Annotated in this window: 10 protein-coding genes and 1 riboswitch; of the genes, 4 read left to right on the top strand and 6 right to left on the bottom strand. The window is 70.0% G+C overall.

All coding sequences use genetic code 11. The features are described from left to right. Positions 1-6: 6 nt before the first annotated feature. The 3 genes from GZ67_RS0106050 to GZ67_RS0106040 form a co-directional block, all read right to left on the bottom strand. A complete protein-coding gene (locus tag GZ67_RS0106050; protein ID WP_029261219.1) occupies positions 7-798 on the bottom strand; it encodes an energy-coupling factor transporter transmembrane component T family protein in 792 nt (263 codons plus the stop codon). Further along, positions 795-2,252 (bottom strand): ABC transporter ATP-binding protein, encoded by a 1,458-nt coding sequence (locus tag GZ67_RS0106045; protein ID WP_029261220.1) that lies wholly within the window; start codon positions 2,250-2,252, stop codon positions 795-797. Before GZ67_RS0106045 ends, GZ67_RS0106050 begins: the two co-directional genes overlap by 4 nt. Beyond that, positions 2,252-2,896, bottom strand: coding sequence for an ECF transporter S component (locus tag GZ67_RS0106040; RefSeq protein WP_029261221.1), 645 nt, complete (start codon positions 2,894-2,896; stop codon positions 2,252-2,254). The genes GZ67_RS0106045 and GZ67_RS0106040 overlap by 1 nt, the downstream gene beginning before the upstream one ends. After that, positions 2,887-2,998, bottom strand: a riboswitch (TPP riboswitch). It overlaps the preceding gene by 10 nt. An 82-nt stretch (positions 2,999-3,080) precedes the next feature. Here GZ67_RS0106040 and GZ67_RS20085 point away from each other — a divergent pair. Beyond that, positions 3,081-4,928, top strand: coding sequence for a hypothetical protein (locus GZ67_RS20085; protein WP_051662375.1), 1,848 nt, complete (start codon positions 3,081-3,083; stop codon positions 4,926-4,928). A 181-nt stretch (positions 4,929-5,109) separates the two neighbouring features. Here GZ67_RS20085 and GZ67_RS0106030 read toward each other — a convergent pair whose 3' ends face one another. Both GZ67_RS0106030 and GZ67_RS0106025 read right to left on the bottom strand, forming a co-directional pair. Next, positions 5,110-7,374 carry an ABC transporter ATP-binding protein gene (locus tag GZ67_RS0106030; protein ID WP_029261223.1) on the bottom strand — a complete coding sequence of 755 codons (2,265 nt, stop codon included), beginning with the start codon at positions 7,372-7,374 and terminating at the stop codon, positions 5,110-5,112. After that, entirely contained in the window at positions 7,371-9,098 is a 1,728-nt protein-coding gene (locus GZ67_RS0106025; protein ID WP_029261224.1) for an ABC transporter ATP-binding protein, read from the bottom strand. Before GZ67_RS0106025 ends, GZ67_RS0106030 begins: the two co-directional genes overlap by 4 nt. 268 nt (positions 9,099-9,366) lie before the next feature. On the opposite strand from GZ67_RS0106025, the gene GZ67_RS0106020 reads away from it, so the two are divergent. Further along, positions 9,367-10,416 (top strand): hypothetical protein, encoded by a 1,050-nt coding sequence (locus GZ67_RS0106020; protein ID WP_029261225.1) that lies wholly within the window; start codon positions 9,367-9,369, stop codon positions 10,414-10,416. After that, a complete protein-coding gene (locus tag GZ67_RS0106015) occupies positions 10,413-10,811 on the top strand; it encodes a GntR family transcriptional regulator (RefSeq protein ID WP_029261226.1) in 399 nt (132 codons plus the stop codon). The genes GZ67_RS0106020 and GZ67_RS0106015 overlap by 4 nt, the downstream gene beginning before the upstream one ends. 22 nt (positions 10,812-10,833) lie before the next feature. On the opposite strand, the gene GZ67_RS0106010 is transcribed toward GZ67_RS0106015, so the two are convergent. Further along, a complete protein-coding gene (locus GZ67_RS0106010) occupies positions 10,834-11,895 on the bottom strand; it encodes an enoyl-CoA hydratase/isomerase family protein (RefSeq protein WP_029261227.1) in 1,062 nt (353 codons plus the stop codon). 109 nt (positions 11,896-12,004) lie between these two features. On the opposite strand from GZ67_RS0106010, the gene GZ67_RS0106005 reads away from it, so the two are divergent. Further along, positions 12,005-12,970: ATP-binding cassette domain-containing protein (locus GZ67_RS0106005; protein ID WP_029273814.1), on the top strand; the 966-nt coding region annotated here is incomplete at its 3' end.

The following is a 12,970-nucleotide window of genomic DNA, read 5'->3' as shown; positions in this document are numbered from 1 at the left end:
CCGCGCTCAGGTGCCGGGGCCGAGGATGAAGTTCCACGCCCCGGTGGCGACGGCGGCGGCGATCGCGATGCCGGAGATCGCGGCCCCCACGGCGAGCAGCATCCACTCGGCCGCGCCGAACCGTGACTCGCGCGCCCAGGTGCGCCGCCCCGGCGCTCCGAATCCCCGCGCCTCCATGGCGGTGGCGAGCTTCGCCCCGCGCCGGATCGACAGCACGAGCAGCGCGAACGCCATCCCGAGGAACCGGCGGATGCGACCGCGATCGGCCACGCCCCTCGCTCGGCGGGCGAGCTCGAGCGCGCGCCAGTCGTCGAGGAACAGACCCACCATCCGCAGCCCGGCGAGCGCCCCGAGCACGAACCGGGCAGGAAGTCGCACGATCTGGCCGAGGCCGTCGGCGAGGTCGGTCGGGTCGACCGTGATGAACAGGACCACCGAGGGCAGCGCGATCGCGAGCACCCGCAGCATCGTGGCGAGCGCGAGCGCGAGCGATCCCTCGCTGATCCGCAGCACGAACCAGTCGACGTAGACGGTGCCGCTCGTCTCGCCGTAGAGCGCGATGGTCAGGCCGGTCAGGGGTGCGGCGAGCCAGACCGGCCAGGTGCGCACCCAGAACTCGCGCCAGCCGATTCCGGCGAACAGGAACAGCACGAACTCCAGCACGAGCGCGACGGATGCCGACACCGGATCGAGCGTCAGGATCAGCGGCACCGCGATCAGCGCACTGACCCCGAGCTTGGCCACCGGGTTGACGGCGGCGAGGGCTCCGGCGCGCGCCTGCGTGTCGAGCAGGGTCATGACACGCCCCCGAGTTCGAACCGCTCGGCGTGCAGCGCGCGCGCGACATCGAGGTCGTGGGTGATCGTGACGATCGCCGACCCCTCGTCGCGGAGCGCCGCGAGCATGGCGACGAGTTCCGCCCAGGTGCGGGCGTCCTGCCCGAAGGTGGGCTCGTCGAGCACGAGCACCCGCGGCCGGGTCGCGATGGCCGCGGCGACCGTGAGGCGACGTTTCTCGCCGCCCGAGAGCGTGTACGGGTTGGCGGCGGCGAGGTGCGTCAGGCGCAGTCGCGCGAGCAGCTCGTCGCTGCGCACGGCGATCTCGACTTCGTCCATCCCGAGCGCGCGCGGTCCGACGGCCAGCTCGTGGCGCACGGTCTTCGCGAGCAGCTGATGCTCGGGCTCCTGGAACACCATGCCGATGCGGGTCAGCAGATCCCGCGAGGCCCAGCGGATCGGCGAGGGGTCCGCCCCGGCGGCGAGCACGGCGGATGCCGTCAGGTCACCCGCAGCAGGCGGCAGGAGCCCTGCGAGGGTCAGTCCGAGCGTGGACTTGCCGGCGCCGTTCGGGCCGGTGATCGCCAGCGCCTGGCCGGCGTGCACATCGAGGTCGATGCCGGTGGCGACCGGGCGTCCCTTGACGCGGGCGACGGCGAGTCCGCGCGCCGAGAGCAGAGTCTCGCCCGGTTTCCCGCGCGGGGGCGGCGGGGCGGCGGGGGCGTGCCCCGGCACCCACACGCCGTCGGCCGCGAGTCGTGCACCCTGGTCACCGAGCACCTCAGCGGGCGCTCCGTCTGCCACCACTCCCCCGGCGCCGATCACGATCACCCGTGTGATGAGCGGCAGCCACACCTCGAGGCGGTGCTCGACGACGATGAGTGTCGCCGGCTGCGACTGCAGCATCCGCTCCACCGCGTCGCGCACCTCGACGACACCGGCCGGGTCGAGGTTCGCGGTCGGCTCGTCGAGCAGCACGAGCCCCGGACGCATCGCGAGCATGCCGGCGAGCGCGAGCCGCTGCTTCTGCCCGCCGGAGAGCGCCTTGGTCGGGTGGTCCAGCGGCACATCGAGGCCGACGGCATCCAGCGCCGCCTCCACCCGGGGCCAGATCTGCGCCCGTGGCACGCCGAGGTTCTCGCAACCGAACGCGACATCGTCGCCGGCTCGCGCCAGGATCACCTGCGAGTCCGGGTCCTGCAGCACGAGACCGGCGCGCCCCCGGGTGGCGACGGCGGGAGCGCCGTCGACGAGCAGTTCGCCCGCGCTCTCGCCTTCCTCCTCGCCGCCGAGCACGCCCGCGAGACCATGGAGCAGCGTGGACTTGCCCGCCCCGGAAGCCCCGAGCACCAGCACACGCTCACCGGGGTCGATGCGGAACGAGACGTCGCTCAGCGCCCAGGCGAGGCGACTCGCGTGGCGCCACCCCCAGCCGCGCGCCTCGACGGCGGCGGGGACGGTGTGATCCGCCGCCATCAGACGCGGACGCGTGCCTCGCGCCCGGAGCCGAACCGGTCGAGCGCTCCGGTCGCGGCGATGCCTCGCGCCAGCACCCACGACAGCGCCCCCGCGATGACGGCACCGGAGATGACCGTGCTGATGAGGTAGATCGTCGTGAAGGCGGGCCCGGAGCCGGCGTACCAGAGCACGAGGTTGTTGATCCCGCCGGCGAGGGCTGCACCGGCACCCGCGAGGATCGCGACCGGCAATGACCAGCGGCGGTAGAAGAAGAGGAGGAAGACCAGTTCGGCGCCGAGACCCTGCACGAGTCCGGCTTCGAGAGTGAGGAATCCGCCCCACTGGTTGCCGATGAGGGCCGAGACGACCGCCGCGAGCAGCTCGACGTAGATCGCCGCGCCGGCCTTGCGGATGATCAGCCCGCCGAGGACGCCGGCGAAGAGCCACGGGCCGTCGAGGAGGCCCTGGACGCCGGGGAGCAGCGGCTCGAGCAGGGCCTTCGGGCCGAGGTATCCGACGTTCCACGCGAGGAAGATCAGGCCGGCGGCGACACCGATGACGCTGGCGACGACGATGTCGACGATGCGCCAGCGCAGGAAGCTCCTGGCCGGGGGCGTGGCCGGGGCCTTGGTGGACGCCGATGTGGACGTGGACGTGATCATCTGAACTCCTCCCTGCGCTGGCATGACCCAGATCAGGTTCGACGGTCGAAGCGCGATTCGCTCCCTCTCAGCCCGGCTCGCCGGACTCCCGTGGTTGTGCTGAAGAGCCTACCGGCTCACGACACCCCGCGGGCGACGAGGCTGCGCGCCGCGCAACGCGCCCGGGATTGGGTACCGTAAACGAGTGACCGCTTCAGATCCCGCCGACGAGGCGACGGGCGTCGTCGATGGCGACAGCTCGCCGGACGCCGTCCCCTCCGGACCCGTCGACGACCTGCCGGTCGCGGTGGATGCTGCCCCTGCAGACTCCGCCGACACCTCCGCGTTCGCCGCCGACCAGCTGTTCGCGGGCGATGTGCGACCCCCGGATGCCGCCGTGTCAGCGGCCATCCCGGTCGACTCCGCGGCGATCGGCGCGCTGTTCACGACACCGAGCTCCACGGGCGGCGGCGTCGATCACGAACCCGAGCTGCTCTCCGAACCCGCAGCGGAGCCCGTCGAGGCCGCCGGCCTCGTAGAGCCCGGCGAGCCCATCGAGCCTGTCGAGCCCATCGATACGACGCCGACGACACCCCCGCTGACCAAACCGCCGTTCGTCCCGTCCGAGCGGACGACCGGTGAAGAGCCGGCGGACGACGCGAATGCTCTCCTCGACGCGAGCGCACCGCAGTGGGCGGATGACACGACCGGGGCGACGGCCCTCACCTGGGTCGATGCCGCAACGGTCGCCGCGCACCCGCCTCTCGCCACCCTCGACGAGCCGGCCGAGGCCGAGCAGACAGGCGGACTGATGCGCGGGGCCCACCTGCGACCGGCGATCGCCCGTCCGGGGATCCTGGTGCCGTTGGCGACGCTGGTCGCGATCGTCGCCGCCTACGCCGGCACGACGATGCTGTGGCCACTGCACGAAGTCCGTCCGACGGTGCAGTCCGTCGAATTCGAGACCACTCCCGCCGCCGCGGCTGCGCCCACCTGGCCCGGCGAGGGCAGCGCCGCTGTCGGCATCGGCGGGTTGAGCACGGTGGCCTCGAACCCCGGTGCCGTCAGCATCGCGAGCATCACCAAGGTCGTGAGCAGCCTGATGGTGCTCGACCGGATGCCGCTGGCGCTCGGCGAGCAGGGCCCCGAGTTCCGCTTCAGCTACCGCGACAGCGTGGAGTACTGGGACTACCGGCGCAGTGATCAGTCCGCGCTGGATGTGCCCGTCGACGGTGTGCTGACCGAATACCAGCTGCTGCAGGGCACGCTCCTGGGGTCGGCGAACAACTACATCGACCGGCTCGCGTCCGAGATCTGGGGCTCCGACCGGGAGTTCGCGTCCGCCGCGGAGACCTGGCTGCGGGAGCGCAACCTCACCGGCATCACGGTCGTGACCCCGTCGGGCTTCGACGAACGCAACGTCTCGACGCCCGAGTCTCTGATCGCACTGGGCGAGCTGGCGATGCAGAATCCGGTGTTCGCGGAGATCGTGGGCACGAAGTCGGTGGACCTCCCCGGCGCGGGCACGGTCGTCAACACGAACGGGATGCTCGCCGATCCGGGCGTCGTCGGCATCAAGACCGGCACGCTGGTCGGATGGAACCTGCTCACGGCGAAGGATGTGACGGTCGGCGACACGACGGTGAAGTTGTACGCCGCCGCGCTGAACCAGGCGGGCGACGATGAGCGGCTCGCCCTGACCCGCTCGCTGTTCGCCGAGACCGAAGCTGCACTGCAGGCGCAGGGCCCGGCGGTCGCCGCGGGCACGGTCGTCGGACGCGTCACGACCCAGTGGGGCGAGGATGTCGAGGTCGTCACCGACTCCGACGCCGATGTGGTGCTGTGGAACGGTGCCCTCGCCACAGCCACCCCGACCTTCGACCTCGCGGACGAGCGCGACGAGAACGGCACGGTGGGGACGATGACCGCTGCCGGCCCGCTCGACAGTGTGACGGTTCCCCTGGTCCTGGCCGAAGATGTCGAGGGACCGAGCCCCTGGTGGCGTCTGACCCACCCGCTCGAGCTCCTGGGCATCACCACCGACCCGCGCTGACTCTCGCGCCCTGAAGAGTCAAAGAACACCGCCTCCAGGCCTGAGGAGGCGGCGTTCTTTGGCTCCTCACCTGCTGCGTACACAGCACCTCGCGCACAGAAACGCGCACACAGCACAGCGCCCCACCCCGCGAGTGCGGGATGGGGCGCTGTTCTATGAGCGTCGCTGCGCCGGACGCGGATCAGCCGCGAGGGGCGGAGCCGTCGGCCCCGTCCTCGAGCAGACCCTGCGCGGCGGCGACCTCGGCCGCGGGCGCCTGGGCCCCGACCGAGGCTCCGGCCACGGCGGCGGCTTCTTCCTTCGCGCTCTCGTCGTCGCCGGCCTCTCCGGTGACGACGACGGGCGTCGATCCGGTGAGAGCGTCTTCGGCGTCGATGTCGGTCGCCGCCTGCTCGAACTGCGACTGGTACAGACGCCAGTAGGCGCCCTGCGCGGCGATGAGCTCGTCGTGCGTGCCCTTCTCCACGATGTCGCCGTGCTCCATCACGAGGATGAGGTCGGCGTCGCGGATGGTCGACAGACGGTGCGCGATCACGAACGACGTGCGCCCCTCGCGGAGCGCGGCCATCGCGTGCTGCAGCAGCAGCTCGGTGCGGGTGTCGACCGCCGACGTGGCCTCATCGAGGATGAGGATCGACGGCTGCGCGACGAATGCCCTGGCGATCGTGATGAGCTGACGCTCGCCCGCCGAGACGTTCGCGGCATCCTCGTCGAGCACCGTGTCGTAGCCCTCGGGGAGGGCGTGCACGAAGCGGTCGACGTAGGTCGCCTTGGCGGCGGCGAGAACCTCTTCGTCGGTCGCCGTGGAGCGACCGTATCGGATGTTCTCGCGGATGCTGCCGGCGAACAGCCACGGGTCCTGCAGCACCATGCCGGTGCGTGAGCGCAGTTCGTCGCGGGTCGCCTCGGCGATGTCCTGGCCGTCGAGCGTGATGCGTCCGCCGCTGAGCTCGTAGAAGCGCATGATCAGGTTGACCAACGTCGTCTTGCCGGCACCCGTCGGGCCGACGATCGCGACCGTCTGCCCCGGCTCCACCCGGAACGACAGGTCCCGGATGAGCGGGCGGTCGGGCGTGTACGAGAACGCGACGTTCTCGAACTCGATGACACCCTTGCCCTCCACGAGCTCGGGAGCATCGGCGTCGTCCGCCTCCTGCTCGTCGGCGTCGAGCAGCTCGAACACCCGCTCGGCGGATGCCGTGCCCGACTGGACCACCGCAGCCATGCCACCCAGCTCGGACAGCGGCTGCGTGAACTGCTGCGAGTACTGGATGAACGCCTGCACGTCGCCGAGACGCAGCTGTCCGTTCGCGACCATCAGACCGCCGAGCACCGCGATGCCCACATAGCTGAGGTTTCCGACGAACATCATCGCCGGCATGATGATGCCGGAGAGGAACTGCGCCTTGAAGCTCGCCTGGAACAGCTCTTCGTTCTCGACCTGGAACTTGTCCAGAGCGTCCTTCTCGCGTCCGAAGACCTTCACCAGTGCGTGGCCGGAGAATGCCTCCTCGACGCGGGCGTTCAGTCGCCCGACCTTGCGCCACTGCGTGCCGAAGGCCTTCTGCGAACGCGGTCCGATGATGCCGAAGATCACGCCCATGAGAGGCAGTGTGATGAGTGCGACGAGCGCGAGCTGCCACGAGATCGAGAACATCATGACGAGCACGCCGATCACGGTGAGCACCGAGGTGAGTGCACCGGAGAGCGACTGCTGCATCGTCTGCGTGATGTTGTCGATGTCGTTCGTGACGCGCGAGATCAGTTCACCGCGCTGCACCTTGTCGAAGTACGCCAGCGGCAGACGGTTGATCTTCGCCTCGACGGACTCGCGCAGGCGCCACATGGTGCGCACCATGATCACGTTGATGACGTAACCCTGGATCCAGGTGAGGAATGCCGCAGCCACGTAGATCGCGAGCACCGCGGCGATCACCAGACGCAGCGCCTCGAAGTCGACGCCCTGGCCGACCGTGAAGTCGCCCAGCGCCCCGACCTGGTTCGCGAAGTCATCCTGACCGGAACCACGCAGCGCATCGATCACGACGTCCTGCGGTGTGCCCGCGGGGAAACCGGGGAAGTCGCCGTTCGGCTGCCCGAGCTGGATGGAGATGAATCCCTTGTAGACGAGGTTCGTCGCCTCGGCGAGCACCTTGGGCGCCGCGACCGTGAGTACGACGCCGATGGCGCCGAGGATCGACACGAAGACGAACCAGATCGCGGAGGGCTTCAGCAGCCCGATCATGCGCGCGAAGCTCGGACCGAAGTTGTCGGCCTTGCCCGGCGCGACGCTGTCCCAGTCGCCGGAGTTCTGACGAGCCTGCTCGGCGAGCTCGGCCTCGTACTGCTCTTCGGCCGACAGCTCGACCTCGGCCACGGCCGTCGTCGCCTTGCCGCGGCCGCGGCCGCGCTTGGCCTTGCCCTGTTCTTCGTTCAGTTCGCTCATGCGTCCACCCCCAGCTGCGACTCGACGATCTCCCGGTAGGTGTCGTTCGTCTCGAGCAGCTGCTCATGCGTGCCGACGCCGACCATGGTGCCGCCGTCGAGGACGACGATGCGGTCGGCGTCCGTGATCGTGGAGACGCGCTGCGCGACGACGATCTTCGTCACGTGCGGGAGTTCCCGCCACAGCGCCTGGCGCAGCCGGGCGTCCGTGGTGAGGTCGAGCGCCGAGAACGAGTCGTCGAACACGAGGATCTTCGGCTGGTGCACGATCGCACGCGCGATCGCGAGACGCTGACGCTGACCGCCGGAGACGTTCGTGCCGCCCTGGGCGATGCGCGAGTCGAGCCCGTCGGGCATCTCCTCGACGAAGTCGCGTCCCTGCGCGATGTCGAGCGCGTGCCAGAGCTCCTCGTCGGTCGCCTCCTCGCGTCCGTAGCGCAGGTTCGACGCGACGGTGCCGGTGAAGAGGAACGGACGCTGCGGCACGAGGCCGATGCTGTCCCACAGCGACTCGACGTCGGCCTCGCGCACATCTGTGCCGCCGACGTGCACGGATCCGCCCGAAACGTCGAAGAGCCGCGGGATGAGCGAGATGAGCGTCGTCTTGCCGGAACCGGTGGATCCGACGATCGCGACCGTCTCTCCGGGCTCGGCCGCGAAGCTGATGCCGCGCAGCACCGGGGAGTCGGCACCGGGGTAGGTGAACTCCACATCGTCGAGCGCGACGGCTCCGGGAACCGGGAACTCGGTGACGCCGTTCTCGGGGCGGACCAGCGTGGACTCCGAGTCGAGCACCTCGCCGATGCGCTCGGCCGAGACCGCGGCGCGCGGGATCATCATCGCCATGAAGCTCGCCATGATGACGCCGCCCATGATCTGGCCGATGTACTGCATGAAGGCGAACAGGGTGCCGACCTGCACCGTGCCGTTGTTGACCTCGATGCCGCCGAACCAGATGACCGAGACCACGGTCACGTTCAGGATGAGCATGAACAGCGGGAACAGCAGCACGAAGAGCGAGCCGACCTTGCGTCCGACCACCATGATGTCGGTGTTGGCTCCGCGGAAGCGCTCTTCCTCGATGCGCTCGCGCACGAAGGCGCGCACGACGCGCACACCGGTGAGCTGCTCGCGCATGATGCGGTTGACGTTGTCGAGCTTGCCCTGGTAGCTGCGGAATAGCGGCACCATGCGCCCGATCACGAGCGCGGCCAGGATCAGCAACGCGGGCACCGAGACGGCGATCAGCCAGCTGAGGCCGACGTTGGTCTGGATGGCGAAGAAGATGCCGCCGATCGCGAGCAGCGGGGCGGTGACGAGCATGGTGGCGCCCATCATCGCGAGCATCTGCACCTGCTGCACGTCGTTGGTGTTTCGCGTGATGAGCGAGCCGGCGCCGAACTGCGACACCTCGCGCTCGGAGAAGCCGCTGACCTTGCCGAAGACGTCGGCGCGGATGTCGCGGCCGGCGCCCATCGCGGCGCGCGCGGCGAAGAAGGTCGCCGTGACCGAGGCGATGATCTGCCCCAGCGACACCGCGAGCATGAACAGACCCGTGCCCCAGATGTAGGCGGTGTCACCCTGGGCGACGCCCTTGTCGATGATGTCGGCGTTGAGGCGCGGGAGGTAGAGGGTCGCCGCGGCGCTGGCGAGCTGGAACACCAGCACGCCGAGCAGCAGCCACCGGTATCGAGAGAGATAGCGGAAGAGGATTTTTCCCAGCACAGGCGGACTTTCTAGGAAGGATGAAACGGCGGGTTTCTCGGCAGACGGATGCCGACCGACAACCGGCCACAAGACAGAGTGCCACGAACCGTGGACATTCGTATCCCCCTCGAGGCTGACCTTCGCTGACAGCGAACCCCTCCACCCGGGGATCATTCCGTTTCTGCACGCGGGCGAAAAAACGAACGACCCGGACGGAGCATCCCTTGTGTTTACTCGTTGACACAACTTGTGATAGACATATGACACAACCGAGAACGGACCTCCCATGCTTCCGCGCATCGCATCCCTGCTCGACCCGATCCAGCCGCTCGGCGGCCTCCTGTCGTTGCCGCTGGTCTCCCTGATCCTCGCGGCGATCATCGCGGTGGGGATCGCCGTCTCGCCCCGAGGGGCTGCGCGACGACGCGGTCGCGTCCGGCTCACGCCCTCGGCATCCACCGCGATGTCCGCCCGCTATACGCCGGAGCACCGCGTCCTCGGCATCGCGGCGATCGTCGTGATCGTGATCTTCATCGCCGAGAACCTGATCACGGGGTACGTCCTGGGGATGTTCGGCGTGAGCCTCAACTGCGTCGTCGGCTGGTGGCGATACGCGACACCCGTCTTCACGGCATCCGTCGGCGTGGCCATCCTGCTGGCGATGATCGCGACACGAGGCAGCACCCCTCCCGAGCGACCCGTCGTCTCCGCGCGCCGGACCTGGCTGACCTTCAGCTCCCGCGTGGGGTCGGTGGGCACCGCCCTCGCCCTTCTCGCCCTCGCGACGACCACGCTGCTCGCCGGGCTCGCGTCGTCGAACCTCAACGGCGGCCCGTACGTCTACCTCGAGATCGACGTCCCCAACGAGACCATCGACCCGATCCGGCCCTGGTTCTACGGATGGGCCTACGGCATCCCCGTCCTGATCTGCACCGCCGCCCTCATCGCCGTCGTCGTGGCGGCACTGCAGGCCAACTCTGCCCGCGCGTTCCTCCGTCCGGAGGCGGTCGTCGCCGAGCAGCGGGAGCGCCGCGACATCGCGAGCGGGATCAGCCGGCTCGCGGCATCCGCGGCCCTGCTCGCTCTGGCGGGCGCACTCCGGTTCATCGCCGAGGCGGGATCTGTCGCCGGGCTCACCATCCAGGGCGACAGCGGCAGCGACTCCTACGACGTGTTCTGGCGATACGGCGAGCTCGCCGCCATCGGCGGTTGGGTGGCTCCGGCGCTCGAGATCACCGCGTTCGTGCTCCTGTTCCTCGTGACCGCACAGCTGGCGCACGGCACAGGTCCCGCCGCCCCCGCCGAGCAGGCCGCCGAATCGAGGGCCGCACAGTGAGCCCGAGCCCGAAGCTGTCGCCGGCCGATGAGGCGAATCCGGCTCTCGACATCTACCGACAACTGCGCGGGCTGATCGTGTCGGGACAGCTCGGCGCCGGCGAACGGCTGCCGACGGTGCGTCAGACCGCGAGCGATCTGGGCGTGGCTCCCGGCACGGCCGCACGCGCATACAAGATGCTCGAGGGCGAGGGGCTCGTGATCTCGCGCACCGCAGCGGGCACACGGGTGGCGGAGACGGCGGGTGTGCTTCCGGCATCCGTCATCCGGCGCATCCGCGAACTGGTCGAGGAGGCCGCATCCGTCGAGGCCGATCCGGATGACGTGGTCGACGTGCTCCGGACGATCTGGCAGACGCGCACCCCGGATCCGTCCGTGGCCGACGAGCGCGCGTAGGCCCGGATCCCGCGACGCGACCTCAGAACAGGGCGGGCTGCGGCACGTAGTCCCGTGCGGGGGCACCGGCATCCGGGGCGAGCTCCGCCAGTGTCGGCGGATCCCACTTCGGGTTGCGGTCCTTGTCGACCAGCTGTGCCCTGATGCCCTCGACGAGGTCAGGATGCTCGTTCACGAACCACAGCACCCGTCGGTACTCACCCTCGAGCGCCGCGCGCAGACCCGGCATCTCCCTCGCCTCGCGCACTGCGTCGAGGGTCACGGTGAGCCCGGTCGGCGCGAGCCCCTCCAGGAGTTCGGCCGTGGCGGCGGCATCCGTGTGCTCCTGCGCGCGCAGTCGATCGACGATCTCGGTCACGGTCGGTGCGGAGAAGGCCTCGTCGATCCACTCCCGCGATGCCGGAAGCTGCGTGGGCTCGGGCGTCTCGTCGAAGAGCAGCACGATCTCGCTGGGCCCGGTCGGGTCCGCGCGGAAGGCGAGCGCTTCGCTCAGCGCCTCCAGGCGGTCCGAGGGCACGAAGTGGTCGGCGAAGCCGAGATACACGGCATCCGCGCCGTTCATCGTCGATCCGGTGAGTCCGAAGTACTCGCCGAAACGCCCCGGCGCCCGTCCGAGAAGCCAGGTGCCGCCCACATCGGGCGTGAAGCCGATGCGGGTCTCGGGCATCGCGAGCTTCGATCGCTCGGTGACGATGCGGATGGCGGCGTGGCCGGCGAGCCCGATGCCGCCGCCCATGGTGATGCCGTCCGCGAAGGCGACGACCGGCTTCGGGTATTCGGCGATCATCGCGTTCAGGGCGTACTCGGCGCGGAAGAACTCCGCGGTCCGTTCGGCCTGCCCCGCCACGATCTGCCCGTGCAGCGCGCGCACGTCGCCGCCGGCGCACATGCCGCGCTCCCCCGCGCCGTCGATCAGCACGATCTGCACATCGGTGTCGTCGCGCCATGCGGTGAGGGTCTCGGCGAGGATCCCGATCATCTCCGCGTCGAGGGCGTTGATCGCCTCCGGACGGTTGAGGGTGAGCCGCCCGAGCGCCCCTTCGGTACGGACGAGGACACGGGAGGCAGCCTGAGAATCGGTCACGCGTGCCAGGCTACCTTTCCCGAAGGGCGGTATTCCGCGCGAAATGCGGGATCCGACAGGCTTTTCCGGCAGGATAGGGAGGAACTGTTCCACGCGACGAGAGGTCACGATGCCCGAAGGACAGGTGCTGGAGTTCACGCACGTGACGAAGCGCTTCAATGAGGTGACCGCCGTCTCGGACTTCTCCGCGCGCGTCGAGCCGGGTGCCGTCACCGCCTTCCTCGGCCCCAACGGAGCCGGCAAGACCACCACGCTGCGCATCCTGCTCGGTCAGGTGCGCGCCACCTCCGGAACCGCGACGATCGGCGGCACGGCCTACGGCGAACTCCGCCAGCCGCTGCGCACGATCGGCGCCGTGCTGGAAGAGACCGCCTACCGCCCGCGCCGCACCGCCGAGCGACAGTTGACGATCGCCGCGAAGGCGAACGGCGTGCCGCTGGCGCGCGTGGGCGAGGTCCTCTCGCTGGTCGGGCTCGACGGCGAGGGCGACTCGCGGATCGGCGGTTTCTCGCTCGGCATGCGCCAGCGGCTCAGCGTCGCGCACGCGCTTCTCGGCGACCCGGGCGCCCTCGTCTTCGACGAGCCGGCCAACGGGCTGGACCCGGAAGGCATCCGCTGGATGCGTCTGCTGATGCGCCGCCTCGCGGACGAAGGGCGCACGGTGCTCGTGTCGTCGCACGTCCTCAGCGAGGTGGAGCAGGTCGCCGACAACGTGCTCGTGCTGTCGAAGGGCGAGCTGGTCCTGGCCAGTGGCATCGAGACCCTGGCCGACCCGAAGGGCGGCTCCGTCATCGTCGACGCCGCCGACCGCGATGCGCTCAGCGCTGCGCTCTCCGCAGCCGGATTCGACATCGAGGTGCTGCGATCGGGCCTGACCGTCCGCGGCGGCGACGCCGGCACGGTCGGCGCAGTGGCCGCCGACGCAGGCATCGCGCTGAGCACGCTCGTGCAGCGCGGACCGACGCTGGAAGACGTCTTCATCGACCTGATGCGCGGCGGTAGGCACGCGCCGCCCGCCTACCCGGCCCAGGCACCGGCACCGATCGTGCCGCCCGTGGCCGCCGAGGCTCTGGCC

This window comes from Microbacterium sp. Cr-K20, from assembly GCF_000708325.1.
Classification (GTDB): domain Bacteria; phylum Actinomycetota; class Actinomycetes; order Actinomycetales; family Microbacteriaceae; genus Microbacterium.
Note: the sequence above shows the minus strand (reverse complement) of the source record. Positions and strands in the feature narration are given on the sequence as shown.